Origin of the sequence: Haladaptatus pallidirubidus, from assembly GCF_020700235.1 — an archaeon.
In the GTDB taxonomy this organism is placed as follows: domain Archaea; phylum Halobacteriota; class Halobacteria; order Halobacteriales; family Haladaptataceae; genus Haladaptatus; species Haladaptatus pallidirubidus.
Genome location: NZ_CP085301.1, coordinates 1,947,965 through 1,973,766, shown reverse-complemented (window position 1 = coordinate 1,973,766; position 25,802 = coordinate 1,947,965). Strand labels below are relative to the sequence as shown.

Annotated in this window: 28 protein-coding genes; 8 read left to right on the top strand and 20 right to left on the bottom strand. The window is 59.3% G+C overall.

The features are described from left to right. Positions 1-91: 91 nt before the first annotated feature. Entirely contained in the window at positions 92-919 is an 828-nt protein-coding gene (locus tag LIX15_RS10730; protein ID WP_227773184.1) for a phosphosulfolactate synthase, read from the bottom strand. Here LIX15_RS10730 and LIX15_RS10725 point away from each other — a divergent pair. Further along, complete coding sequence (locus LIX15_RS10725) at positions 904-1,053, top strand: hypothetical protein (RefSeq protein WP_227773183.1); 150 nt, start codon at positions 904-906, stop codon at positions 1,051-1,053. The two genes, LIX15_RS10730 and LIX15_RS10725, sit on opposite strands and share 16 nt — an antisense overlap. Positions 1,054-1,101: 48 nt before the next feature. On the opposite strand, the gene LIX15_RS10720 is transcribed toward LIX15_RS10725, so the two are convergent. The 4 genes from LIX15_RS10720 to LIX15_RS10705 form a co-directional block, all read right to left on the bottom strand. Next, complete coding sequence (locus LIX15_RS10720; protein ID WP_227773182.1) at positions 1,102-1,398, bottom strand: hypothetical protein; 297 nt, start codon at positions 1,396-1,398, stop codon at positions 1,102-1,104. Positions 1,399-1,716: 318 nt separating this feature from the next. Next, on the bottom strand, positions 1,717-2,052 hold the full coding sequence (locus LIX15_RS10715) for a hypothetical protein (RefSeq protein WP_227773181.1): 336 nt from the start codon (positions 2,050-2,052) through the stop codon (positions 1,717-1,719). A gap of 329 nt (positions 2,053-2,381) precedes the next feature. Further along, positions 2,382-3,725: an MmgE/PrpD family protein gene (locus tag LIX15_RS10710; RefSeq protein WP_227773180.1), complete on the bottom strand. Its 1,344-nt coding sequence runs from the start codon at positions 3,723-3,725 to the stop codon at positions 2,382-2,384. Positions 3,726-4,229: 504 nt separating this feature from the next. Then, the gene (locus tag LIX15_RS10705; RefSeq protein ID WP_227773179.1) at positions 4,230-4,367 is read right to left on the bottom strand and encodes a hypothetical protein; all 138 of its coding nucleotides are present in this window, start codon (positions 4,365-4,367) and stop codon (positions 4,230-4,232) included. Between the two features lie 200 nt (positions 4,368-4,567). Here LIX15_RS10705 and LIX15_RS32785 point away from each other — a divergent pair, with 200 nt between their 5' ends. Both LIX15_RS32785 and LIX15_RS10700 read left to right on the top strand, forming a co-directional pair. Beyond that, a complete protein-coding gene (locus tag LIX15_RS32785) occupies positions 4,568-4,699 on the top strand; it encodes a hypothetical protein (RefSeq protein WP_265338365.1) in 132 nt (43 codons plus the stop codon). Positions 4,700-4,711: 12 nt separating this feature from the next. Then, the gene (locus tag LIX15_RS10700; protein ID WP_227773178.1) at positions 4,712-6,184 is read left to right on the top strand and encodes a stage II sporulation protein M; all 1,473 of its coding nucleotides are present in this window, start codon (positions 4,712-4,714) and stop codon (positions 6,182-6,184) included. Between the two features lie 64 nt (positions 6,185-6,248). Here LIX15_RS10700 and LIX15_RS10695 read toward each other — a convergent pair whose 3' ends face one another. Together LIX15_RS10695 and LIX15_RS10690 are read right to left on the bottom strand one after the other, a co-directional pair. Then, the gene (locus tag LIX15_RS10695) at positions 6,249-7,883 is read right to left on the bottom strand and encodes a potassium channel family protein (RefSeq protein WP_227773177.1); all 1,635 of its coding nucleotides are present in this window, start codon (positions 7,881-7,883) and stop codon (positions 6,249-6,251) included. A gap of 134 nt (positions 7,884-8,017) precedes the next feature. Next, positions 8,018-9,484 (bottom strand): extracellular solute-binding protein, encoded by a 1,467-nt coding sequence (locus LIX15_RS10690; RefSeq protein ID WP_227773176.1) that lies wholly within the window; start codon positions 9,482-9,484, stop codon positions 8,018-8,020. Between the two features lie 205 nt (positions 9,485-9,689). Here LIX15_RS10690 and LIX15_RS10685 point away from each other — a divergent pair, with 205 nt between their 5' ends. After that, entirely contained in the window at positions 9,690-10,475 is a 786-nt protein-coding gene (locus tag LIX15_RS10685) for an HAD-IIA family hydrolase (protein ID WP_227773175.1), read from the top strand. Between the two features lie 53 nt (positions 10,476-10,528). Here LIX15_RS10685 and LIX15_RS10680 read toward each other — a convergent pair whose 3' ends face one another. The 9 genes from LIX15_RS10680 to LIX15_RS10640 are packed head-to-tail and all read right to left on the bottom strand — an operon-like array spanning position 10,529 to position 18,457. Further along, on the bottom strand, positions 10,529-12,241 hold the full coding sequence (locus LIX15_RS10680) for a Na(+)/H(+) antiporter subunit D (protein WP_227773174.1): 1,713 nt from the start codon (positions 12,239-12,241) through the stop codon (positions 10,529-10,531). Beyond that, the gene (locus LIX15_RS10675) at positions 12,241-13,959 is read right to left on the bottom strand and encodes a cation:proton antiporter (RefSeq protein WP_227773173.1); all 1,719 of its coding nucleotides are present in this window, start codon (positions 13,957-13,959) and stop codon (positions 12,241-12,243) included. Before LIX15_RS10675 ends, LIX15_RS10680 begins: the two co-directional genes overlap by 1 nt. After that, positions 13,956-15,479 carry a monovalent cation/H+ antiporter subunit D family protein gene (locus LIX15_RS10670; RefSeq protein ID WP_227773172.1) on the bottom strand — a complete coding sequence of 508 codons (1,524 nt, stop codon included), beginning with the start codon at positions 15,477-15,479 and terminating at the stop codon, positions 13,956-13,958. The genes LIX15_RS10675 and LIX15_RS10670 overlap by 4 nt, the downstream gene beginning before the upstream one ends. Further along, positions 15,472-15,828, bottom strand: a complete 357-nt coding sequence (locus LIX15_RS10665; protein ID WP_227773171.1) for a cation:proton antiporter subunit C — start codon at positions 15,826-15,828, stop codon at positions 15,472-15,474. Before LIX15_RS10665 ends, LIX15_RS10670 begins: the two co-directional genes overlap by 8 nt. Continuing rightward, positions 15,825-16,304 (bottom strand): MnhB domain-containing protein, encoded by a 480-nt coding sequence (locus LIX15_RS10660; RefSeq protein WP_227773170.1) that lies wholly within the window; start codon positions 16,302-16,304, stop codon positions 15,825-15,827. Before LIX15_RS10660 ends, LIX15_RS10665 begins: the two co-directional genes overlap by 4 nt. After that, entirely contained in the window at positions 16,301-16,834 is a 534-nt protein-coding gene (locus tag LIX15_RS10655; protein ID WP_227773169.1) for a DUF4040 domain-containing protein, read from the bottom strand. Before LIX15_RS10655 ends, LIX15_RS10660 begins: the two co-directional genes overlap by 4 nt. After that, a complete protein-coding gene (mnhG, locus tag LIX15_RS10650) occupies positions 16,831-17,145 on the bottom strand; it encodes a monovalent cation/H(+) antiporter subunit G (protein WP_227773168.1) in 315 nt (104 codons plus the stop codon). Before mnhG ends, LIX15_RS10655 begins: the two co-directional genes overlap by 4 nt. After that, positions 17,145-17,420 (bottom strand): cation:proton antiporter, encoded by a 276-nt coding sequence (locus LIX15_RS10645; protein WP_227773167.1) that lies wholly within the window; start codon positions 17,418-17,420, stop codon positions 17,145-17,147. Before LIX15_RS10645 ends, mnhG begins: the two co-directional genes overlap by 1 nt. Continuing rightward, positions 17,417-18,457: a monovalent cation/H+ antiporter subunit E gene (locus tag LIX15_RS10640; protein ID WP_227776870.1), complete on the bottom strand. Its 1,041-nt coding sequence runs from the start codon at positions 18,455-18,457 to the stop codon at positions 17,417-17,419. Before LIX15_RS10640 ends, LIX15_RS10645 begins: the two co-directional genes overlap by 4 nt. A gap of 313 nt (positions 18,458-18,770) precedes the next feature. On the opposite strand from LIX15_RS10640, the gene LIX15_RS10635 reads away from it, so the two are divergent. From LIX15_RS10635 to LIX15_RS10620, 4 genes are all read left to right on the top strand, one after another. Continuing rightward, entirely contained in the window at positions 18,771-19,232 is a 462-nt protein-coding gene (locus LIX15_RS10635; RefSeq protein WP_227773166.1) for an Lrp/AsnC family transcriptional regulator, read from the top strand. Between the two features lie 140 nt (positions 19,233-19,372). After that, positions 19,373-19,804 (top strand): NAD-binding protein, encoded by a 432-nt coding sequence (locus tag LIX15_RS10630; protein ID WP_227773165.1) that lies wholly within the window; start codon positions 19,373-19,375, stop codon positions 19,802-19,804. Between the two features lie 73 nt (positions 19,805-19,877). Next, positions 19,878-22,070 carry an APC family permease gene (locus LIX15_RS10625; protein ID WP_345411553.1) on the top strand — a complete coding sequence of 731 codons (2,193 nt, stop codon included), beginning with the start codon at positions 19,878-19,880 and terminating at the stop codon, positions 22,068-22,070. 240 nt (positions 22,071-22,310) lie between these two features. Beyond that, positions 22,311-22,928: a class I SAM-dependent methyltransferase gene (locus tag LIX15_RS10620; protein WP_227773163.1), complete on the top strand. Its 618-nt coding sequence runs from the start codon at positions 22,311-22,313 to the stop codon at positions 22,926-22,928. 47 nt (positions 22,929-22,975) lie between these two features. On the opposite strand, the gene LIX15_RS10615 is transcribed toward LIX15_RS10620, so the two are convergent. Genes LIX15_RS10615 through LIX15_RS10600 form a run of 4 tightly spaced genes read right to left on the bottom strand, consistent with a single transcriptional unit; the run spans position 22,976 to position 25,766 of the window. Beyond that, positions 22,976-23,194, bottom strand: coding sequence for a DUF8119 family protein (locus LIX15_RS10615; RefSeq protein WP_345411555.1), 219 nt, complete (start codon positions 23,192-23,194; stop codon positions 22,976-22,978). Between the two features lies 1 nt (position 23,195). Continuing rightward, positions 23,196-23,669, bottom strand: a complete 474-nt coding sequence (locus LIX15_RS10610) for a universal stress protein (RefSeq protein WP_227776869.1) — start codon at positions 23,667-23,669, stop codon at positions 23,196-23,198. A 28-nt stretch (positions 23,670-23,697) separates the two neighbouring features. Further along, entirely contained in the window at positions 23,698-25,341 is a 1,644-nt protein-coding gene (locus LIX15_RS10605; protein WP_345411540.1) for a VC_2705 family sodium/solute symporter, read from the bottom strand. Further along, positions 25,338-25,766, bottom strand: coding sequence for a DUF4212 domain-containing protein (locus LIX15_RS10600; protein ID WP_227773162.1), 429 nt, complete (start codon positions 25,764-25,766; stop codon positions 25,338-25,340). Before LIX15_RS10600 ends, LIX15_RS10605 begins: the two co-directional genes overlap by 4 nt. Between the last annotated feature and the right edge of the window lie 36 nt (positions 25,767-25,802).

The window sequence follows — 25,802 nt, the reverse complement described above, 5'->3', positions numbered from 1 at the left end:
GATGAATAGTGTATTATCTACTAATTTCTAGAAATGTGGGAAATTGTCAGCCGGGACTGATACGCATCCACTTTATGTTACCCGTGTGACTTTACTCGCCGTCCTCGTAGGACACCACTCGGCCCCACGAACTCTTCTTCCCCCACAGACCGGAGCGCATGCACTCCAACTCCACGATTTGGGAATTATCCACGAACAGGTTCACATCCGGCCCGAAGTTCTTGATGTACCACTCGAACACCTCGGGGTCTGCGGCCTCGAACACGCAGTTTTCGATGCCGACCTCGTTGGCGATTGCGAAGGCCACGTCGGTGCGCCACTCGCGCACCTGTTCAGTGATGCCCTCCGATTCGACCATGATTTTGTACGCCCCTGCGTCGAGGTGCCGATTGGCTTCCCGAATCGCGCTCGCCGGGTCGATCGCCTCCTCGCTTTCCAACTCCTCCACCGCCGAAGCTCCGCCAGCGCCGAACTGGACGTTGATTTCGGGTTTCGCCTTCAGGCCGTGATCTTGCACCAGTTCAGTCAGCGCCACGAGGTCGTCGGTGTTGATGGCAATGAATCCCGAGGAGATTTCGACAATGTCGAAGCCGAGGTTTCCGGCCTCCTCTACGTACTGTTCAACTTTGTCGTTGTCGCGCACGAGGACGTTTTCGATGAACCCGCCCGTGGAGACTTGGACATCGTAGTCGTGACACACTGAGATGAGTTCTTCTACCACGTCTTCGGGCATCAAGGCGAACGACCCACCCGAAAACTTGTAGATGTCCACGTACTCGCCCATCGTGTCGAGGATATCCTGCAACTCTCGCGGTCCCATCGGGTCGTAGTACGGTCCGCGCATCTCCGTGATTCCCTTTTCGCGTGGTTTCGATTCGCGCTCGTTTACGTGCAGAAAGTCGAATGCTCTGTCGGTCATGGAACCCCCGATTTCGGTACGACGAACAGCTACAAAAGGAGTTGGGGCGGACGCTCATTCTCGCGGTACAGACCGTTTTTTATCCTCGAGAAGCGGTGATGACTGCTGACGGCAGTACGGACTATCCGAATTGAACCGAAGTCATCGGCTCCAGCTCACGAACCCTGTGAGCGCGAATTCGTCTAGACGGGACGTCTACTGCTTCGCTCGCTTGAACACCCAGTGCCGTATCGCTCGAGATGCCACCGGAGGCTGTTACCCGTCTCGGGGACACAGGAATCCACGGATTCGCTCGGCGTATCGACTGCCGAAGTGCCGATCGCGCGGTTCGCGTTGCCTCCACCGACATTCGTTCTATCCGTTACGGCTATCGATGGTTCTGTCGTCGGGGGACTCTCGGCCGTCGTTCCCACGGCCGTACCCAGCACGACGGCGAACACCAACACGACTAGCAGTCCTGCACCGACGAACCAGTTCATCGCTCCGTTCCTCCTCGCGTAGCCCCGGAACGCATCGTTTGACTATCTGACGCTGACCCCCGGTCGGTCATACGCGCATAGAAGCAGCACTCGCCCTTTGTTATTCGGCGACCACGAAACCGGTACGCTTGATTACGGGTGTTCGATGGGGACACCGTTGACGAAGCCGAATGCGTGAGAAAGTGACCGCGGAAACGAGTTACGTACCTTTCGACACGGAAAGCCGTCGCTCTTCGGCGAAAGGCGCGAATAAAAACGCGATGCGATGGGGGAAGTTACCCCCGCTAATTCGGTGACGAGCGCGCACCGAAGTTGCAGTTAGTGCTCGTGTTCGTTTTCTGCTTCCGCTTCACCGTACTGCACGTTGTCGTTGTTCTGGTCGTTGTACTGGACGGCGATGGCGTCTCCGGATTCAGCTTCGCCATCATTCCATCCTACGGCCGCCGAGATCGCGTAGTTGTCCTCCTGATAGTTCACGTTCGCCTGTTCGACGTCCTGACCCTGATAAACCGTAGCGTCGGCTTTTTGATAAGTAACTTTCTTATCGTGTTTGTCCTTGTGGTAGTCGTTTGCTGCGGCCGAGCCGGCGAATCCTGCGGTGAACAGCGCGCCGACGATAGACAGTGCGATGAGTAGCCTGAGTGCTTTCTTCATAGTTCTAACCTCGGCCGACACCGGGACATCTTCGCGCCCTGCGTCAGCCAATTACTCGTGTTGCCGCGACTGTATTTCAACCCACAATACCGTTCAATTCAGCCGTCAGCGGTGACGGGTGGGGCTAACCACGTATAAGCAACCAAAACGCTCAAAGCGACCAATTTCGGAGAATAAAACGGGGAGGATTTGGAAACGCTTACCGAATATGGTCGTTCTACTATCCGATGTAATGACACTCAGATGTCAGCATTGTCAACCCATCCGCACTGTCATCTGATATCATATGACAGTGACTATTCGGGGTTAACGAGAGATTGGCGACGAAATCAGTCGAGTAGCGCCACGAGGTCAGCAATATCGTTATGTTCAAGTTGGAGCACGGTTTCCACGATTCGCTCCCGTCGAGAGTGGTCGTATCTCCCCTCGGCCATCCGTCCGAACTTCGCTTCTACCTGCTCCCACGACATCGAGTTGTTCGGATGGCCCTCGAAATCATCCTTTTCGACGCGGTGCGTCGTCCCATCCGCCATCGTTATCTCGATGACTGCAGGCATCTCGCCCGCCTCGAACCGGTCGGTCAGCTCGTCGTCCTCCGCCACCCCTACAGTGCGAAGCAGTTCTTGCACGTCGTCTCGCTTGATTCGCTCGGGGTCGTACTGCGCGTTCGTCATCTCTCGGTCGATGAGCGCCGCGGCCAGCATGTACGGTAGTGAGTGGTCGGCTTGCGCCTTCGTCTCCACTTCGTACCGACTTCCCTCGCCCCCGCCGATGATGAGTTTCGCGCCAGCGAAGGTGTCCAGGTGAATCGAATCTACGTCCTCGGGGTCGATCTCCTCAGCTTCAGCCAACTCGATGATTCCCTCGACGGCGGATTGAGCGTATGTCTCGGCAACGTACTGTTTCGTCATCACGTCGTGGACGTGCTCCCCCGGCGAAAAATCAACCTCGAAATCGCCGGAGACGATTTGTTTCCACCCTTTCCGGCCTTCAAACAGGTTCGTCGGTCCTTCGACGCCGTTTTTCGCCAACATGGCCGAGTAGACGCCGTTTCTGGCGGCGTTCGCGGAAGCGAGCCCTTTCCACTCCGAAATTCCCTCAGTTCGCGTCACCCGAAGGGCGTTGTGTGCGGTTCCCGCGATACCGATTGCGGACTGGATTTCGTCGTGGGTGAGTCCCAGCAGTTTCGCCGCCCCCGCGGTCGCCGAAATGACGGTGTGGGTGACGTGGTCCCACCCTCGGTCACGAACCGGCGCGTTCCACGCGAGTTCGGCCTGTACTTCGTAGGCGATTCCAACCGCGGTGAGCAGGTCTTTCCCCGAACGTCCTTCGTACTCTCCGGCGGCGATTATCCCCGCGATGTTGTCGCTCGGATGCGGCGTTTCCCCCGGCGCGAGAAACGAATCCATGTAATCGAGATACCGTACGTACGCGGCGTTCAGCATGGCCGCATCCGGTGGCGACGCCGTTCCACCGCCCCAGAGCGTACACCCCTCGCCGTTCATCTCCTCGACCGTCGCCCGAACTGCTTCAACCGGTTCTTCTCCCATCGCGCCCACCGCGATGCCAATCGAATCGAGAACGCGCTTTTTCAGTTCATCGACGGACTCCCCCGAGAGGTCGTCGAACTCCATTTCAGCGACAAACGCCGCTATTTCTGCTGTCGTCGTCATACGACACCCCTGCAACCGGGACGACCAAAAGCACCCGCGGGTGTTCAGCGCGGTTCGCGGCGGAAAGTCGCCGTTACCGGAGTGGCCAGAAACTGTTCTCACCGTGGTCGCCCTGCCACGCGAAAGTGAACGGTTTGCGGGCCGGAAGTCGCGTCAGTTTGGTCCGTCCTCTATTTTCCCGCCGCGCCGTACCGTCGCGTTCCGTCGGCGGAAACGTACGGTTCCTCTCGCGTTTGAAATTGTATTCAGGTTCTCGTAGACGTGAATCCTCGATTCCGAAACAATGACCGTCCATTGCGCTGACCGTCGTGACGATTCCGCGAGTCCAAGTCGCTGGCGGAAGAATGAATCCGACCGCTTTGCCGTCGAATTCGACGGCGTCCTATTCGAACCCGAATTCGGGATAGCTACGCTTGGGATGGCGTCGCGCCGAATCACCTGCGCGACGTTCGTAGTCGGGCAATACGAGAGAGAAGATAGAAAATCGAGGGGACGCTTCAGTGGTTATTTCGGGTACCGGACGTACGGACCGGGAAGCAGGGCGCGGAGCGAAAACGACCGACGACGGGATTTTTCGCCCGCCTCGTCGCGAGTCACCTCGGTCGGTTTCGTCTCAGCCGTTTTCTTTTCCGTGTCTATCATCACGTGTACAAAACATCTCATCGTACTTTATTATGAGTAGAATAACCACCGACAGGGTGCGTATGAATTGAGATACCGAGCCGACTAATCGGTTAATACGAACGTTCCAATGGGATGATTTCGAAGGCTCATCATCGGGTCGCTCGTCGCGGGGCGACGAGTAGGTGCGGACTATTTTCAGCGCCGCAGCATCTCCACCGATGAACCTCACTCCAACGGGATGGACGCCGTGGCGAACGATGCCCGGAGCGATTTCGACGCTGACGAAATTTACCCGGAAGGTCGGCGGTTTCACCGGATTGAACATCACCACACATATCTTGCCCGAGTGAAATGTAAACAGTATGAAGTTCAGTGACGCGAGTTCTTCGGTTCGGGCAATCCTCCTCTCCCGACCTGCAACGATACTCCCGGTATTTCTAGCCGGGACAAGCGCCAGCATGGTCGCACAGTCGGTCCCGATCGTCGGCGTCGTGTTGGCCTACCTGCTCCTTCTCGGAACCGATCGAATAGAATCGGTTTTCGCCGCGATTCAAGGCGTCGATTTCAGCCAATCGAACCCGACCGAGGCGGAGACCGAACGAATCGCAGAAGCGCTTATGCAGTTGTTCACGCCCAAAACAATCGCCATTCTCGTTCTCTCCGTTATCGGCGCACTCGTCGTCGGACTCATCGCCCGCGCCATCGCGGAAGCGGCGCAAGTTCACACGACGACGGCGGCGCTTCGAAACGAACCGGCACTCCCGTCGGGAGTCGCCGGTGCGAACAACGACTGGTGGACGTTTATCAAACTCTCAGTCGTTCGTGCACTCACTTTCCTCCTACTGCTGTCTCCCATCGGACTGTTGGCGTACTTTGCCACAACAGTCAACTCAATGCTTATCTTGCTGGTCTTCCTCGGCGGTTTCCTGTTGATCCCGGTCGGGTTCGTCGTTTACCTTCTCTTCATGTTCGTTCCGCAGGCCATCGTCATCGACGACGTCGGCGTTCGCACCGGAATCCGCCGGAGCGGAAGTTTCGTGTGGAACAACAAAGCCCGGGTCGGAGCCTACCTCGTCATCGTAATCGGTCTCGTCGGAGTACTCGGCTTCGTCTCGTTCTTCTTCCAACTCCTCGGCGTCGGTCAGCTCCTCGGAATTGCCGTCGCCTTTTTCCTAATACCGACGCTCGGCCTGTTGAAGACGGCGCTCTATCTCGACGAACAGCCCCTCGAACACGGAGCGCGCGGGTCGGTTCGCGGCGCATTCAGACGCGGACTCGGCGAACTCAAATCGTTCGTCTTTGGTCGCTTCGAACTCGTCATTGCTTCAACTGCCCTGTTCGCCGCCGGAACCGCTGGCGGCTGGTTCGCAACCAGCCAGTTCGCGCTCGAAAGCCTCCAGACGGACGTGTCCCAGAACGTGTTCGGTGCCATCCCCGTCGATACATTCGTCATGCTGACGGCGAACAACTGGCTTGTCTCCATCTCCGCCGCGTTTTCCGGCCTCGCGTTCGGCGCGCCGACGGTCGTCGCGCTCCTGTTCAATGGGCTCATCGTCGGCGCTGTCGTCGGACTCCTCCCGGACACGTCGATCGCCGTCGCTCTCATCGCACCGCACGGCATAATAGAAATTCCCGCACTGTCGATTGCAGGCGCGCTCGGTCTCCATCTCGGCGGTACCGCGTGGTCGTACATCCGCAGTTCCGCGACTGCAACCGACCTTGCAGGCGAACTCAGCCGGGCGTACTACATCCTGCTCGGACTCCTCCCGGTGTTCATTGTCGCGGCGTTCATCGAAGCGTTCGTGACGTGGTGGTTCGCCGCTGCCCTCACGTAAACGGCTAGTTTCGGTTCAACTGTCGAAACGACTACTCAAGAATCTCACTCGTCGGCGTACTGTTTCATTGCGCGAGTTCGGCGAACCGGTTCGTATCCTCGTCGGTTCCGGCGATGATGAGTTGGTCGTCCGACCGAACAGTAAACGTCGGGCCGAGGTCGGTGATAACCTTGCCGTTTCGTTGGACGGCGATGACGGTACATCCCGTTCGAGAACGAATTGCGGCGTCCCTGAGGTTCCGTCCCGCGAGGCGCGGCGCAGTCGTTCGGACGACTTCCACTTGTTTGTTCGGAGACATTATCTCCTCTTCATCGAGAATCGTCGAGGCGAGCATCCGACCGCTGACCGTTTCGAGCGCGAGTACGTAGTCCGCACCCGCGCTGTACAGTTTCCCGATGTTATCAGTCTCGTTCGCCCGGGCGACGATTTCGATGCCGGGAGCGAGTTCACGCGCAACGAGGGTAGTAAAAATCGTCATCGTATCGTCGCCAAGCGAAAGAATGAGTGCGTTTGCACGTTCGACGCCAGCATCGCGTAGAATGTTTTCCTCTGATACATCCCCAACCACATCGACGCCTGGTTTGTCCTCGATGTCGACCACGACGAGTCGCATGGCCGTCGATTGTAGTTCGTTTTCCACCGTCAAACCGACTTCTCCATATCCCGCGACGATGACTGACCTGCGTTCCGTGTCGAATTTATCGGAAAGGGTCATCTCCTTCAGCCGTTCGAGTTGGGCTTCTCGACCTGCCGCAAGCAAAATCGTGCTTTCGTCCAACGGGGTATCGGGAGATGGGGAGCTCTGAAACTCGCCGCGCCGCCAGAGGCCGATAATGTTCGCCCCAGTTCGTTCACGGATACCGCTCTCCGCAAGTTTCGTTTTCGAGACCTCACTGCCGCCCTGAATCGATATCTCGACGATTTCGAAATCCTCACCGATGGTGACTGTTTCGCCGAGGTCGGTGGAGACAGATGCGGTCACTTTCTCCGCGAGGCTGTGTCCAAGCAGATGACGCGGCGAAAACACTTGGTCTGCCCCCGCGTATTGGAGATAGCTGGTCAAGTTCGCCTCCTCTACGAGGGTGATAACCTGCACGTCGGAGGAGACTTCCCGAACTGCCAACGCGATGCTGGCGTTTTGTTCATCGGTTGCATCCGCGATGACCGTATCCGCCCGTTGGACGTGAACCAATTCTAGCGTCTCGGCAGATTCGGGGTCGCCGTGGACGACGTTGACGTTTCGTTCGTACAAGTCGAGGGCTTCCTCGCGGTCGCTGACGACGATAACATAGTCGCGGTTCCACGACTGGAGTTCGTCGATGAGCGTCTCCGCGCGCGGTGAGTAGCCACAGATGACGATGTGGTCGTCGATTTCGTCTATCGAGGTCGGTGGACTCGTGCGTATCATTTCCTGAATCCACGGCGCGACGAACAACGGGAGGGCCATGAAGATAAGCACTACCCCCGTCATCTGCATCACGATTATCAGCACGATCATCTGCGGCGAGTCCCACTGTCCGGCGTCCGTCCCGAATCCGGTCGTCGTGAACGTCTCAATGACGATGGCGAACGATTTAAGGAGACTTTTATCAATACCTTCGAAGGTCGCCATCGCCCACGAGTAAGCAAATGTGTACGCGACGAGAACCGTGATGAATGCACTAATGTAGAGTAGCGCTCGTCGCCGTTGTCGTTTCATCCTCATTTTTTGTGCTGTCATCCTGGCGTCTTTATCCTGCCGACAGAGATCGGTTCCGAAAGCGAGTGGTACGTACTCAGTTGAACACAATCGATTTTCAATTCATCGAAAATTACTATAAAAATAGTCGGTCGCTACTCGACTTCGTTGTAATTTTCGATGAGCCGAAACTGTGATTCCAACTCGGCCATCGCCTGCTCCGGTGTCGATACCCTCGAATACGCGGAAAAGACGTTTTGGGCGGTTTTCTGCGATTCCTGTACCCACGCGATGGTGACGGGGCGCGGAAGCGCGTTTTCGCCCGCAACGCGAAGCGAATCCAGATACCGACCCATCACCGGCACCTGCTTTGCCCGTTCCGAATCGAAGAGGGTTCTGTCCGGCGGCAACAGACCGAGGTTTCGAAGAAGCGTGAGCTGAAAGCGTTCCTGCGTCATCGCTTCGATCACTTGTAACGTTTCATTTAATTTGTTAGTGTTCGGATTGACGGCGACGTGCCACCCGCCGAGCGAAGCAGTCGGTCCCCCCGTCCCGGGATATTTCGCCTGTTGCTTGGTCACCGCGTACGGAATCGGCATCACCCCGAGGTCGGTGCCGAACGCACCTTCGTCACCGGCGCTGAGAATCGCGTACGGCCAATTCCGATGCATCACGGCGTCGCCGTTGAGAAACGGTGCGAGCGACGTATCCTCTATCCAAGATAAGACCGCACGGGGAACGATTTCACCCGCGTATCCCTCGAGTGCAGACTCGTCCCCCTGTCCGTACATGAACGCCCGAATCATCCGAATCGAATCTATCGTTGCTCGCGTGTTCACGGTTATCGGTCGCTTTCCGACAGGTCCGAAGAGATGTTCCCGTCCGCCGAAGTACGCACCACCCCAACTGGACATGAACTCGTTGAAGGTACAACACGGAAGGCCCTCGTACTGACTGCCCTGGAACGTGAATCCGTACTGAATGTCTCCGTTGCGGTCGAGTACGTCTCGCGTCACTCGGGAGAACTGTCTCCACTCGATGGAATCCGTCGCCCAATTTTCGCCGTCGGGGTCGTATCCGGCCTCCTCGACCAAGTCCTTCCGATACAGCATCGACGGAAAGTCGGGGTAGAGCGGCACCGCGTAGAGGTCATCGTTTGGCCCTTTAGCCGTCGAGAGACTCGTTTGAAAGTAGTCGGATTCGATTCGTCGTAGCAGTTCGTTCGGGAGGTGTTCGCTCAAATTGAGCAACTGTCTTTGGATGACGAGGTCGAGCGTCCACCCGCTATCCGTCATGAGGAGGTCGGGTTCGTTCAAATCGGCCGAGAGCCATCGTGTGTACTGTTGTTGTACTTCGTCGGTTTCGGCCGGTCCCGGGATGATTTCGAGCGAGATGTTTTTGTCCAATCCCGCCTCCCAAAGTGCGTTCTGAAACGTATCCGTCAGCTCCCAGAAATCTCGATTCGACGCCCACTGTATCGTCGTTCTCCCCTGAGCGCTACTGACCGATACAGAACTACCGGCGACCCCGAGTCCGCCCAGCGCGCCCGTCCATCGTGCAAATTCTCGTCGCGTTACGGCGCGTGCTGAACTGTTGTCACTGTTCGAGTCGTATGAACTCATTTTTCTCCCCCCAATACCGAATACTCCCGAACGAATATCAATAAGAGGGCGATTTTCCGCATCGCCGACTCGTTATCCGAAGACTGCTCGCGATCACCTCAACATTCCGTCCCGGACGGGAGAACGGACGGAAACGCAACCGGGATGCGTTTTAGCTCGCGCACATGCGGACTACTAAACTCCCCTCGGGACGTTTTTCGGTGCAATGGCGACCTATCGTGGTGCAATCGTGGATATGGACGGAACGTTAGTTCGAGGCGACGAACTCCTTTCCGGTACGGAAGCGGGTGTGCGGGCGCTCCGAGAGAACGGGATAAGCCTTCTCCTCTTTTCGAACAACCCGACACAGCCACCCGAGCGCTACGTCGAGCGACTCGGCGCACATGGCATCAGTATCGACGAGGAGCGAGTGCTTACGTCGGCGCTCGTCACCGCCGAGTTCCTCGAGGCCGAGTACGACGAACGCGACGCGTTCGTCGTCGGTGAAACGTATCTCCGCGACCTGCTGCGCGAACGAGGATTTACGGTGCGGAACGACCCAGATTCGGCGGAACTGGTCGTCGGTTCCATAGACCGCGAGTTCGATTACGACGAACTCGCGCGCGCTCTCTGGGCGCTCGAAGACGGTTCCCCGTTTATCGGCACCGACCCGGACGTGACGATACCGGCCCCGGAACGCCTCGTCCCCGGGTCGGGGGCCATCATCAACGCCATCGCGGGCGTCGCGGGAAGGGAACCAGCGCACATACTCGGAAAGCCGGCACCTCAGGCGGGGGCGGCGGCGCTCGAACGCCTCAGCGTCCCGGCTGAGGATTGTCTCGTCATCGGCGACCGATTGGACACCGACATCGCGCTCGGAGAGCACATCGGGGCGACGACGGTACTCGTCCGGTCAAGAGTGACAACACCGGATATACTCGAAGAATCGCCGATTCAGCCGGATTATATCCTCGATACTATCGGGGAGATTGGTGAACTGCTCGAGAACTGAACGTCTTGATACGAACGCCAAAAACGGATATCCAAAATCGGTCCGAACAGTGGTTAAACCAGCATCAGAGTCAGTATACTTACCAGAACGAGCACCACGAGGACGACGCTCATTCCGATACCCGCGCTGAGCCGAACGTGGTCGTGGCCGGTGAGCCGCCCGAGCGCGGAGTCTGGGTGTGTGACGACGTCGGTCGAGACGCGCGACACCTTCACCACTGCGCGGTCAACGCCAGCGTACAGATTCGTGGTGCCGACGACTACCGCGCGAGTTCCGTACAACGCGACCGGATTGTACAGGCTGTCGATGTCCGGAACGCGGCCGACTTTCTTGAGCGGCTTCTTTAAGAACACGTAACCGACGGCGGCGATAGCCGCCAGCGCAAGTCCTTCTTCGATGTGGCCGAGGGTGTAGGTCGTGTAATGGAACCCTTCGGTAGGAAGAATGGCGAACAGCGCCGATGGGAACAGTCCGTAGAACACGCACAGACCGGCGACGAGAATCATTCCGACCGACTGCCCCCGATTTGCGTCTTTTACCGAACTGTCGTACTCGCCCTCGACGAACGCGCCGTAGCCCAACTTGATGAACGAGAGGAACGTCCCAACACCGCCCGCCAGCAGGAGATACCAGAGAACATCGAGATGTTTCTTGTGCGCTGCGCTGAGAACCATTCCTTTCGAAACGAAGCCGTTGAATCCGGGGAATCCGGCGATGGAGAGCGCCGCGATGGTGAACGTGATGGTGGTAATCGGCATCTCCCGTGCGAGGCCGCCGACCTTTTTGAGATTCTCTTCACCTGTCCGGAAAATAATCACGCCGACGGTCATGAACAGCAGACTTTTGTAGAGGATGTGGTTGAAAACGTGGCCGAACGCACCGCCGGTCGCGAGCGCACCGCCGATACCGACGCCGGCGACCATGTATCCGACCTGCGACTGGATGTGGTAGGAGAGCAGTCGGCGCATATCGCTCTGCAGCAGCGCCATGCTCGCGCCGAAGACGGCCATGAGCGCACCCATGTACGCGATGGCGAGTTCACCGTCCGGGAACACCCGATACATCCCGTACACGCCGGTTTTGGTCGTGTAGACGCAGAGGAAAACGCTCGCGGCGATGTGCGGTCGGGGGTACGTGTCCGGAAGCCACGCGTGGAGGCCAACGAATCCGACGTTGACGCCGATACCGATGGCGGCGAGGATGGGTGCGATTTCGCCCGCCATTCCGCCGCTGGTCGCCGAGAATAGGAACGACCCGGCCTCGACGTAATGCCACACCACGGCGCCGAGCAGTAGCGTTCCGCCGACGCCGTGCAACAGCGCGTACCGGAATCCGGCGCGCACCGCGCGACCGCCGTAGTACCAGACGAGCAGGGTGCTCGTAACCGCCATCAGCTCCCAGAAGACGATGAGCGTGAGCCAGTCTCCGCCGAACACCGCTCCGAGGCTCGTGCCGACGTAGGAGAGCGCGAACGCGGTCTGAATCGAATCCGCGTTCGAGTACAACGAGTAGAGGACGGCGACCGCGCCGATAAAGCCGAAGATGAGGCCCATCAACGTGGAAAACCCATCCACGTTGTAGAGAACCGCGTCGAACCCGAACAGCGACACGGGGAGATGTTGGCCCTCCGGCGACAGCCAGACGTACGGAACGACGGCGGCCGTGGCGAGGATACCAAGCGCGTGGCCAATTTTCCGACCGACGAACGGTAGCAGTACGGCCGCGAGCAGGACGGGCAAGAACGGCGGAACGACGGGATCGACCATTAGACGGTCACCCCCGTCACGCCGGAAACGACGAGCCTAACAATTCGAAGGAAGACGGCGGCGTCGGGAACGATACCGAGAACGATAGACCCCGCCGCCGCGAAGAGAATCGGTCCCAGCATGAACCACGTGGATTCGTCGCCGTTCCATCTGCGATGTTCCCACGCGAGGCTATCGTCGTGGCCGTGTTCCGGCCGAATGTGTACTGCGGCCTCGCTACGGTCGATCGCTCCTTGCCCCTCGTGGTCGGGGGCGTATCCATGGTCGTCTCTCTCAACGTCGTCGTCGGGGGAACGACCGCCGTCGGTGGCCGTGTCGGTGGTTGCGTCGCGTTCGCCGTACCGACCGCCCAAAACGTTCTCGACGACCGGTTTCGGGTCGGCTTTTCCGGGTGATTCGAAGAATGCGGTGTAGACGACCGGCCAGAAGTACGCGATGTTGAGAACGCCCGAAACGAGCAGTGCGCCGGTGAACACGACGTCTCCGGCGGTAACGGTTCCGATAAGCAGGTAGTATTTGCTGACGAAGCCCGCAACCAGCGGAATCCCGGCCATACCCAACGACGCAATCGCGAAGGCAGACATCGTCAGCGGCATTCGCCTGCCGATACCCGCCATGTTGCTGATGTCGTCGGTGTGCGTCTCGACGTGGATTGCACCGGCGCAGAAGAACAGCGTGAGTTTCATGAACGCGTGCGCGGGGATGTGAAGGAGACCGCCGACGAGCGACATCGGGTTGAGCACCGCCAGTCCGAGGACGATGTACGAAAGCTGGCTCACCGTAGAAAACGCGAGTCGGCGTTTTAAGTTGTCCTGTCTGAGCGCGATGATGCTCGCGGTGACGAGCGTGAATGCCGCGACGCTCGCCAGCAGCAGACCGAGGCCGAGGTCTGCGACCAAATCGGGTCCGTACACGTCGAGGATGACGCGTGCGATTCCGAAGACGCCGGATTTGACGACCGCGACGGCGTGCAGGAGTCCGGACACCGGCGTCGGGGCGACCATCGCGTCGGGAAGCCACGAATGAAGTGGCATGAGCGCAGCCTTGACGCCGAATCCGGTCATCAACAGCGCGAACGCAGCGCGGGCGAACATCGGGTCGGCGGTCGCCAAATCGGCGATTCCACCGGGGGTAAACGTCGTCGTTCCGGTCATCCAGAACACAAGAATCGCGCCGGAGAGCACCGCGACGCCGCCGCTAAAGGTGTATGCGAGATACTTTCTCCCGGCGGCGCGCGCCTCTTCGGTTTCGTCGTGCGCGACGAGGGGATAGGTCGCCACCGTGAGCAGTTCGTAGAAGACGAACAGGACGAGGATGTTGGAGGCGAACGCGATTCCCATCGCCGCCGAAACGCTGGCCGCGAACGCCGCGAAGTACCGCGTCTGGTTGTGCTCGTCCAACCCGCGCATATAGCCGATGCTGTAAAAGCTCGTCACCAACCACAACAAACTCGCCAACAGGCCGAAGAGGATGCCGAGGGCGTCGGCCTGAAGGGAAAATTGCACGCCGGGAACGAACGTCCCGAAGTCGGTAACGTACACGTTCCCGTCGAGGACGCCCGGAACCATGCTCGCCACGATCCCGAGGTTCGCGACGGCCGCGAGGATGGTCCAAAACTCCCGAACGTTTGGCCGTCCTCGCGATGCGAGAATCGGGACGATAACGACTGCCGATACGAGCACTGCCGCGACCGGTCTGTAAGATGGTATTTCTATCATGCGAGAAGGCGTTCAATCGTTGGTTCGAGGAGCTCTCCATACCCGAAAGCGGCGAGACCGAGAGCGATGGCCAGCACCGCCGCCGTCAGAACCGTCGCCCGCATCCCCATCGAGACCGGTGCTAGTTCGGCATCGGTTCCGTTTCCGTCCGCGACGATGCTGGCGGCCGATTCGGTTTCCGCCGTTTCGACGGGTGAGGACGGCTTTGCGGGTTCGCGGAAGTACATCCGCTCGATAATCCGGACGAAGTAGGCCAGCGTCAGGAGCGTGCTCGCGAGGATAACCACCGCGAGCGGCCACGCCTCCGCCTCGACCGCACCCACCGCGATGTACCACTTCCCGACGAATCCGACCGCCGGGGGAACGCCGACCATCGCGAGCGCGAGAACGCCGAACACCCCCGCGCCCACGGGCGAGCGCTCGGCGAGTCCTTCGTAACTGTCGATGGTTCGGTCGCCGGTCGAGTTCGCAACCAATCCGGTTGTCAGGAACAGGCCGCCTTTCATGATGGCGTGCCCGACGAGATGAATCATCGCACCGGTTAGCGCGGAGACGTTTGCCACCGCGATGGCACCGACGACGAGGCCGAACTGCGAAACCGACGAGTACGCGAGCATCCGTTTGATGTCGGTCTGCGTGACCGCGAGAACACTCCCGAGGATGATGCTCACCACCGCACCGGCTACGAGGACGGTGCGAGCGAGCGAGTTTTCGAGCAAGAAATCCACGGTGAAAACCGTGAAGACGATTCGCATCAGCGCGTAGGCCGCGACTGTCGAGACGAGCGCGGAGATGAGCGCGCTCACCGAATCCGGTGCACCAGCGTACGCGGCCGGTTGCCACGTGTGAACCGGGAAGACGGCGACCTTGACGAAGAGGCCAGCTACGAGGAGGCCGAAGGACGCCTGCACGAGCGGCGACGTGTAACCGACCGCCGCGAGCTGATTGGAGAGATCGACCATGTTCAGCGTCCCCGTTGCGACGTACGCGTAGCCGATTCCCAACAGGAACAGCGACGCGCCGACGGTGCCGACGAGGAGATATTTCAGCGCCGCGAGAGCGGACTTTCCGCCTCTGCCGCTCGCGACCAGTGCGTACGCCGCCAGCCCCGTAATTTCGAGGAAAACGTACATGTTGAACACGTCGCCGGTGATACTCATTCCGGTCAGACCGGCGACGAGGAGCAGGTACGTCGCGTAAAACGAATTCGAACGCGGCCCCGCAACTCGCGCGTAGCCAAGGACGCCGAGCGCGACCACCGCGACGAGAACCGCCATCGTCGCGGAGAGGCCGTCGATGACGAGTTCGATGCCGTACGGGGCGGTGAATCCGCCGACGACGTACCGGACTGGCTGTTCGCCGAACGCTCGAACCGCGAGCGCCACCGCGGCACCGACTTGGACGAGCGATGCGAGCGCGGCAATCGACCAGCCGGATTTCGACCGGACGAGTCCGGCGAGAAACACCATGATGGATCCGAAGATTGGAATCGAAACCAACAGCGGAGCGAGGTCATTCATCGGCGGTCACCTTCCGGATGGCCTCCTCATTCAGAGTCCCGTACTCGTTGTAGATGCGAACGATGAGTCCGAGCGCGACGGCCGTGAGGCTCACGCCGACGACGATGGCGGTGAGTATCAGCACGTGCGGGAGCGGGCTGACGTGCGGTTCCGCGGCGGTCAGCAGCGGGGGGCTTCCTCCCTTGACGAACGCGGTGACGATGAAGAAGAGGAAAATCCCTGTCTGGAAGATGTTCATGCCGATAACTTTCTTCACGAGGTTCTGATTTCCGATCATCATGTACGTTCCAACACCTAACAGGGAGAACGCGACGAGGTAGTAGATTCGAGACGCAAGTAGCTCTATCATACCGTCTCACCTCCGCTGTTCCGCATCCCGGCCGCGATGACGAAAAAGAGGCCGGTGACGATTCCGGACACGATGAGACCGATGGCTAACTCGACAAACTCGATGCCGTATTTGGTGGCGTGGTGGATGCCGTAGGCGGAATATTCCAAAAATCCACCGCCGAGTATCACCGAACCGACGCCGGTCAACAAGAACGCGAGCACGCCGATACTGATGAGTGCGACGGGAAGCTTCGGGCCGACCCAGTCGCGCGTCGTCCCGATGCCGAACGCGATGCCAAGCATGAGGACGACCGTACCGACGATGACGCCGCCTTGGAAGCCGCCACCCGATGTGTCCGCACCGTGGAACATAATGAACAGCCCGAACGTGAACACGAACGGCGTGATGATCCGGACAGTCGCCATGATGATGGGACTTTCGACGTACGGCGTTTGTGACTCGTTCGTCGTGACCTCGTTCGTATCGTCGTTCATTCGAACGCCTCCTTATGAAGTACCAACAAGAGACCGACGCCCGCCGAATAGACGACGACGGCCTCGCCGAGGGTGTCAAACCCACGGTAGGCCGCGAGGACGGCGGTTACGCTGTTTTTTACCTCCGTTTCCTCGTAGGCGTTGTCGAGATAATACTTCGTCACGTCGTCGGTGGCGACCGCCGAATCGGCGGCACCGACCGGCGGGAGCGCGAATAGCGTCGTCGAAAGCACCGCGACGAGCGCGACCGCGACCCCCAACGCGCGGAAATCGACGTTTTCGAGGGCCCGTTCGTCGGACGGACGGACGGTTTTCGCAATGGTCAACAAGAACAACACCGTCATGACACCGGCACCGACTGCGGCCTCCGTGAGACCCACGTCGGGTGCCCGAAGGAACACCCAGACGATTGCGATGCCGAGGCTGTACGCGCTGAACGCGATAATCGAACCGAGAACGTCCCGAAGGAGTGCCGTCGCGAGCGCGCAGGAGAGGACGAACACCAGTAGCCCGATTTCTATCGCACTCATGATTCCTCCTCGTCCACGGTCCACGGTTCGATACCCTGTTCGGTTGCGGCACGGGTGATGGCGTGTGCAGCGGTTGGGTTCGTGATGAACATGAACAACAGGAGCAGGACGACTTTCAGCGTCGAGAGGTCGATGCCGAACGAGATTGCGACTGCAGAGAGCGTCAGAATCGCACCGAGCGTCTCGCTCTTTGAGGTACTATGCGCGCGCGTGTAGAGGTCCGGAAGACGAACGAGTCCGACGACGGCGACGACGGCGAAAAAGACACCGCCAGCGGCCAGTACGAGAACCGCAATTTCTCGTGGCGTCATCACAGAACACCCCCGCGTTCGACGGTGAACTTCGAGATGGCGATGCTCAACAGGAAGTTCAACAGCGCGTACACGAGTGCGATGTCGAGCGCGCCGGGTTCACCGATAGCCGCCGCCAACAGTGCGATGACGATGACGACGTTCGAACCGATAACGTTGATGGCGATGACGCGGTCGGGCATCGTCGGACCGCTGACGATGCGGTAGACGCCGACCAGTGAGGTAAACACGAATCCCGCGGCGGCCGCCATCAGGATATCGTTGACGAGCGTCACGAACTATCCTCCTCCTTCTTCCTGCGCTCAATTGGACTGGGAATTCGTGCGGCTGCCAGTCCGTAAAAAACGAATCGGACTGCTCGTTCGAGGGAGCCATCGAACAAATCGTCGCGCGAACTACCGGTGAGCGTGTGAACGGTAAAATGTCGTCGAGAAACGTCTACGGTAAGAGTACCGGGGGTGAGAGTGATACTGTTCGCGAGCGTCGTAACTGGCAGCGCCGACCACACGGCGGCGTCGAACTCCACCATCTTCGGGTCAATCGGGAGATCCGGATGGAGAACGACGCGAGCGATTTCGACGTTCGCTTTCGCGATTTGCCACAGCAGATACGGCACGTACAGCGCGAACCGTCCGAGGTGTTTGGTCGTCCGGATGGGGTGAACCGGGGTCGTAAGCGACACTCCCCACAGCGACACCGCGACGATACTCGCGGTGATTGCGCCCGTAGCGAGTTCGAACGGAGCGACGGAGCCCGCGAGCAGGAGGTAAAAGAAGTACGAGACGCTGAACAGGGAAAAGAACTGAGCGACCGTCCCGCGTTTCACTAGCAGCGGACTCCGCCGTTCTCGCTGGACAGGCGCTTCGGTAAGGTCGAGACCGGCTCTACGAACTTCGGCCTCCAGCGGCGGTAGTAGCGGCGTCGTTCCGAGCGGGTTGAATCCGGGATCGAACACCGCACGTTCGAGGTCGTGATCGCGAGCGTACCGGACGAAAACATCGGCGTAATCTGCGGGGCTGAACAAATATTCGCGAGTGCCGACCATCGTGGTTTCTATCGTCACGGCGTCAGCGTCGTCACCAAGGTCTTCTTCAGCCCAAACGGCCACTCGGTCGAGAAGCGTGTGAGCCGTCTTAGTCTCTTTCGTCTCCGTGTCGAATGTGAGACGCTCCGAAAGCGGGTAGACGAAGTGGATAGTCGCCGATGAACCGGTTTCTCTGGCACGTTCGAGAGCCTGCTGAACGACATACGCAACCGTATTCCGGAGGGAAAACGATTCCGAAACCGGAACCAGCAGCCGCGAGCTGGTCAGCGTGACCACCCCGCAGGAGAGGTTGTCGTCCGAACGAGAGTAGGTGTCATCGATGCTTCGCGTAACAATTTGACCACACAGTTTAAAGGGTTTCTTTATCGAGTTGATTTCGCCAATTCTCGCGGAATAATCTGCGGGCTAGTCAAATAATTACCACATTCTTCGACGAGACCGCGGTGAAATGGAGAATTAATTCCTACTTTCGTCAGTGCGGTGAACGACGCGCCGACTCGCAGACGAAGTCGGCACATCGCTGTCTACACCTATTCACGCATTCAACAGGCATATATTCCGCGGATTCGAGAACAGGTACATGACACTCGAAGGCATCGACGAACTGGATCAAACGATTCTTTATATGCTCCAGTGCGACGCACGGAAAACTACCTCTAACGACATCGCCGAAGCCGCGGGCGTTTCTGCGAGCACAGTTCGGAACCGCATCGAACGACTGGAGGAAAACGGGATTCTGCAGGGGTACGACGCCGACGTCAACTACGAACAGGCTGGCTATCAGCTTTACACGCTCATCATCTGTAGCGCGTCCGTCCGTAATCGCGAAGAACTCGCCGAAGCCGCGCTCGACGTTCCCGGCGTCGTTCGGGTCACGGAAGTGATGACCGGGGAGAATAACGTTCACGTCAGCGTCGTAGGGAACGATAGCGACGATTTGAGTCGCATCGGTCGCGAGCTCGACGAACTCGGATTGGAGGTGGTGGACGAAGACCTCATCAGGAACGAATATACCAGCCCGTCCGCTGATTTCAGATGCTGACGAGGACATAATAGTAAATTTTCCCCGTATTTTTCCGATAGACGCAGAAAATAAGCTAACTTTATATTCATCCATCTCTCAAAACAGTCTAAGGTGCTTCTCGTAGCCAAGCAAGCGAGAAGCATCGGAGTATGATACCTATGAGTCAACCATGGAAGGACACGATAAACGACGCACGGCAGACCGGAAATCCCGACACATGCATCATCGGGGGAGATTACGTCGGTCACGAGATTGCAAATAGACTCGTCAACAAGGGGGTGTCAGTTGCGCTCGTCGATACGATGCCTCCGAGCGACCCGCCCCCTGAACTGACGGTTCACTGCGGCGCATCGCTCGGTTTAACCGAACTACGTCGCGTGAATATCCACGAAGGGACGACGATTCTGTCGGTCTGTCCGGAAGATGGCGTAAATTTGTTGATGGCACAATTAGCCCGGACACAGTTCGGCGTAGACCGTGTTATCGCACGGGTGAACGACCCGCGCCGTGTGACCGCATTCAAAGACCTCAATATCGAGACAGTTGACGCCGCGGCCGCCCTCGGCCGTCTGATTACGGAGCGATGGTAATGGCTCGAAATGCCGTGCAGGTGCCACCGTACGTTGTCACTTTTGAATATATTAATAGGTTTTAGACACAATGGTGAAAACACTCGAACGAGACCTCGGAATCGGTGCGGTGTTCGCTATCAGTATCGGCGCGATGATCGGGAGCGGTATCTTCATCCTTCCCGCACTCGCACTCAAAATAGCAGGTCCCGCGGTGATTCTCGCGTACTTGCTCGCAGGGGTGTTGGTCGTTCCGGCCGCCCTCTCAAAATCCGAGATGGCGACTGCAATGCCCGAAGCGGGCGGCACGTACATCTACATCGAACGCGGAATGGGCCCTATTTTAGGGACGATTGCGGGTGTCGGAACGTGGTTTTCCCTCTCGTTCAAAAGTGCGCTCGCACTCGTCGGCGGAGTACCGTATCTCGTACTGCTGTTCGATCTGCCGGTGAAACCGGTCGCCATCGGATTGGCCGCGTTTCTCATTGTCGTGAATATGCTCGGCGCGAAACAGACCGGGCGACTCCAAGTCGGCATCGTCGTTGTCATGCTCGCGGCGCTCGGCTGGTTCGTCGCGGGAAGTGTCGGAAGCACTCAGACGGTGAACTACGAGCCGTTTTTCGTCGGAGGCTGGAGTGGTCTGCTGGCCGCAACCGGACTCGTGTTCGTCTCGTACGCCGGGGTCACGAAAGTCGCTAGCGTCGCGGAGGAAGTCGAAAATCCGGGGAAGAACATTCCGTTGGGGATTCTCGGGTCGCTGGCGTTCACGACGTTGCTGTACGTCGCAATCGTCGCGGTGATGGTCGGCGTAACCGAGGCAGGCAGTATCGCAGGTTCACTCACGCCGGTGGCAGTCGCCGCGGAAGCGACGCTTGGACGGACCGGCGTGTGGGCGGTCATCGGCGCAGCGATTCTCGCGCTCGTCTCGACCGCGAACGCTGGTATCCTTTCCTCGTCGCGTTACCCGTTTGCGATGAGTCGCGACAAACTCGTCCCACCCTCGTTTGCGACGATAAGCGACCGGTTCGGCACCCCGACTTCGTCAATCACGCTGACGGGAGTCGTCGTACTCCTGCTCATCGCCTTCGTTCCAATCCTCGAGATCGCCAAACTGGCGAGCGCGTTCCAGATTCTCGTGTTCGTACTGGTGAACCTCGCAGTCTTCGCTTTCCGTCAGGGGGCCGCCGATTACGAACCGGTGTTCGAGTCACCGCTCTATCCGTGGATGCAGGGCTTCGGCGTACTCAGCGGTCTCCTATTGCTCACGCAGATGGGGACAATCGCCCTCGCGGGGGCGGTCGTCATCATCGTCGGAAGTATCGTCTGGTACGTCGTCTACGCACGCCCGCGCATCCAGCGCGAGGGAGTCGCCACCGACGTTGTCCGCCGCCGAGTCGGCAAAAACGTACTCGCGGAGACCGAGACGCTGATGACGGCGGAATCAGTCACTGAACGGAACGGAAACGAAGTGCTGGTCGCGCTCACGCGCGACGTGAGTTTGGACCGCGAGCGGGCACTCCTGCGACTCGCCGCCGACCTCGCCAGACCGAACAACGGTCGTTTGGTCGTCGTTCGATTCGACGAGGTTCCCGACCAAGCGCCGCTCAACCACGCGGCGGAAGTCCAATCACCGGCGGACGTCCGATTCGAGGAGCAAACCGACACGCTCGTTGACGAACTAGACGTGGACGTCGATTACGGTGAAATCGTCAGTCACGACACGAAGCGCGCAATCGTCAATTTCGCGACCCAGCGCGACGTGTCCGCAGTCGTCGCCGAACACGAACGACTGCGTCTTCGGTCGCGGCTACTGGCCGACCCAATCGATTGGGTCGTCCGACACGCCCCGTGCGACGTGTTGTTGGTCGAAAACCGCGGCTACGACCGACCACAGCAGGTCGTTCTCGCCAGCGAGGGCGGGCCGTACGACCCGACGACGGTCGCGGTGGCCGACGCCATCGCCCGTGAGACCGGCGGTCAGGTCACCCTCCAGTTCAACATGGCGGACGGACAATCGAATCAGCGACGGCGAACGATAGAGGAGTACCAAACCGAACTCGCCGAACTGCTCTCTGCCTCGGTGTCCGCGAACGTCGTCCGGTTCGACGGCGGCGACTCCCTACCGAATCCGGATGTCGTCATTCGTCGCGGCGCCACCACCCGAATCTGGGGGGGAAGGGATTCACAGCAGCGCACCACGGTTGACTGCACCGAGGTGACGGTTTATCCGAACGAGTCCCGTCGTCCCGGACTCGTGCGTCGGCTGATTGACCGCCTCGTCTTCTAACCGTCGCGGTTTTCCGGTTTTGGGTTCAAATTTGGATAAGGAGGGACCGGAGAACGAAGTTTCCCGTCCGGTTGAAATACGCCCACCACCTTCTTCGCGGGTGTATCAACCATGATTTCGCAGAGCGACAAAGCGGCTGAAATCAATACGTCCTCGATGCCAATCGCCCTCCAAAGTCGGGAGGAGTCCTGCGACACACGAGACGGTGACTCTTAACTTTCCGGCCACGAGACGGACGGTATGGAACCGGACGACAACCATCGCAGTTGGGCCGAACGTTCGGGGGAGTTTTCGCCCGCGTACTACGCCCAAATCGGTTCGAACGAGGTGAGCGAAACTCTCACCAACGTGTTCGAGTACTACGTGGAAGAAGACGCAGAAATCCTCGAAGTCGGCTGTAGCTCCGGCCGCCACCTCGCCCACCTCCGCGACGACGGCTTTACGAACCTCACCGGAATCGACATCAACGACGAGTCGTTCGACGTGATGGACGACCGGTATCCGCGACTCGCGGAGACGGGGACGTTCCGAACCGGCGCGATAGAGGATGTACTTCCAGAATACCCCGACGATGCCTTCGACGTGGTCTACTCCGTGGAAACGCTCCAACACATCCATCCCGAAAACGAGTGGGTGTTCGAGGAGTTGATTCGCGTCACGAGCGACCTGCTAATAACCGCCGAAAACGAAGGGAACAGCCCACATCGCGGCCGGGACGGGTTCGAAGTAAGCTACGTTCACGACGATTTCCCGCTCTATCACCGCGATTGGAAGCGAGTGTTCTCCGACCTCGGCCTCGCCCAACTCGTCTGCGAACCGGGTAGTCGCGATACGGTTCGCGTCTTCCGGGCGCTCTGATAGGTATTGACCGAGAGAATAGCAACCGAAGAGATACCGACCGCAGGCTACGATTCGGCGTCGAGCGCGGACTCCAGCGACATGAAGAAGGCGAAGTAACCGACGACGCCGGCGAACAGTGTCAGGTGGTACGCCCAGGTTGGCCCCTGAAGCACGTCGAACAGGGCGGTGACGACCGCGACCCAAATCACGGCAAAGGCGAGATCCGCGACCATACCCGACCGGTGTTCTTTGACGTGGTCGAGGACGGTTCCGGCGAACTGCACGTTACTCACCTTCCTCCACTTTTTCCCGTTCGTCCACGACCAACACCGACCGATGGGTCGAGCGGAGGACGCGCTCGGTGACGCTTCCGAGGAGCATCCGTCGGACGCCGCTCCGACCGTGGCTTCCCATCACGATGAGGTCGATGTCGTAATCGTCGGCGAAGTCGGCGATAACTCGATGGGGTTGTCCGGCGCGGAAATGCTCTTCGACGGAGATATTTCGGCGTCGACCCTGCTCGACGACGTACCGAGTTGCCTCTCCCGCTCGGTCTTCGAGGTCGTCCATTTCGCCGAACCGACCGGCTCGAATGCGGTCGATTTGCTCAGTGCCGAGGCTCACGTCCATGGCGTCGGTATCGACGACGTAGAGCGTGTAAACGTCGGTATCGAACTTTTCGGCAATCTCGAGCGCCGATTCGACCGCCAGTTCCGCAGTTTTGCTCCCGTCCGTGGGAATGAGGATGCGTTCGTACATTGGTTGATAGTTTGGGATTCGTTGGTGGTCAATCGTCCGCCGGGCGGTGTCCGCCCTTCGCATCGACGATGTCCTCTGCGCTCTGCTGTTGCCCCATCGGTTCAGGGCTGTGGCACTGCCGAACGATTCGTTTGATGCGTTCCGGCGGTTCGCTGGTCGCCATCGAGACGCCGATGGTGACGGCGAACACGATGGGCGTTCCGACGAGTGCGGCCCCGACTGCGGGGAACACCTCGGCATAGGCAGGCACGAGTGGCCCGGATTCGGTGGCGAGGATGAGTTCGTTGAACACCGCGGCGGTCCAGATGAGGAGTCCAGTCGTCATCCCGGCGAGGGCACCCTGTCGGTTGGCGTTCTCCCACCACAAGCCGAGGAAGAACATCGGGAACAGCACGAGTCCGGCCAGCGAGAAGGCGAGCGCGACGAGTTCGCCGACCAACGCCGGCGGGTCGAGTGCGGTAACCGTCACGATGGCACCCAGCACGATGATGGTGGTGCGACCGATGAGCAGCTGTTGGCGCTGTGTCGCGTCGGGATTGATGATGTTCGTGTAGATGTCGTGCGCTGCGGCCGACGAGGCGGCGATGAACAGTCCCGCGGTCGTCGCGATTGCCGCGGCGATACCGCCCGCCGCGACGAGGCCCACGAACCACGTCGGGAGATTCGCGAGTTGCGACGCGAGGACGACGATAACGTCACCTTCCGCGCCGCTCATTCCGTTGGCTCCGTACACGGGACCGACCTCGTTTGCGTACAAATCGGTTCCGAACGCCGCGAACGCGGGGGCGCTCAGGTACAGCAAGCAGATGAAAAACAGACCCCAGACGGTCGACCAGCGGGCGGTTCGCTCACTCTCGACCGTGTAGAATCGAACTAACACGTGCGGAAGCCCGCAGGTGCCGACGATGAGCGAGAACGCCGTCGCGATCCACAGGAAGTAGCTGGTTCCGCTGAACGGTTCGGTGAACTCGGCGTTGAGCGACCCCAACAGCGCGCCGTACTCGATTTGCGGCAGGAAGGTCGAATAGCCCTGAGTGTAGCCGACGGCGTACAAGCCCGCCAGAAACGCCACGATGAGGATGACGTATTGGACGGCCATGTTTTTCGTCGCGCCGAGCATCCCCGACAGCGCGAGGTAGCCGACGGTGATTCCCATCATGAGAATCACCATGGTTGCGTAGTCGCCGCCGAACACGTAGATGCCGACCAGTCCCATGCCGCGTGCCTGTCCGACCGAGTAGACGAACCCGATGAGAATCGTTGTCAGTGCGCCGATTGCTCGCGCGGTGTCCGAATTAAACCGGTCGCCGACGAAGTCGGGCGCGGTGTACTTTCCGAACCGGCGCATCTGCGCGGCCATGAAGATGAGCAGGACGAAGTAGCCGGTCGACCAGCCGACCACGAATGCGAGTCCGTAGTAGCCAGACAGCGCGATGAGCGCTGCCATGCCGAGGTACGATGCCGCCGACATCCAGTTGGAGCCGATTGCCATCCCGTTTTCGACGTTACCGATCGAACGACCGGCGACCCACAGGTCCTCTGTATCGGCCACGCGGAACGCGTATCCGATGCCCAAAAAGAGCAACAGCATTGCCGAAACGATAGCAGCCGGAATAATTTTGAACGAAGCGTTGAGCGCGTCCGGCAGCAGTTGAAGGGGCGTGAGAATCATTGCTCGACGCCTCCGTCAGGTGCCACGGTGTCGGTATCCGGCGCGGCTTGTTTGGTGGAGTGGTCGATGCCGTACTTCTCGTCCAGTTGGTCTCGCTTGCGCGCGTAGATGAACGAGAGGATGAGGGCACCACTCGGCGCGCCCATCGCGGTCAGAAGATAGTGCAGTGGGAAGCCAAGGACGGTGATGCTCGTCATGACGTCGGGTGCGAGAAACGTCGCCGTTACCGGCCCGAAAACGATGACGGCCCACGCGACGAACATCGTCCAGACGATTTTGAGGTGGTCGCGCATGAACGGAGTCGCCGGTTTGAAGATGTTGATTTGCGCATCGAGATAGTTGACGTTCCGCCGACCGGTCTGGACGCCGCCGTCCGTCTCGATGTCGGGAGCTGTTCCGTCTGATTGTGCGTTATTGTCTGTCATTGTTGACTAATTTCGATGAGTTGTGGTCGTCCCGAT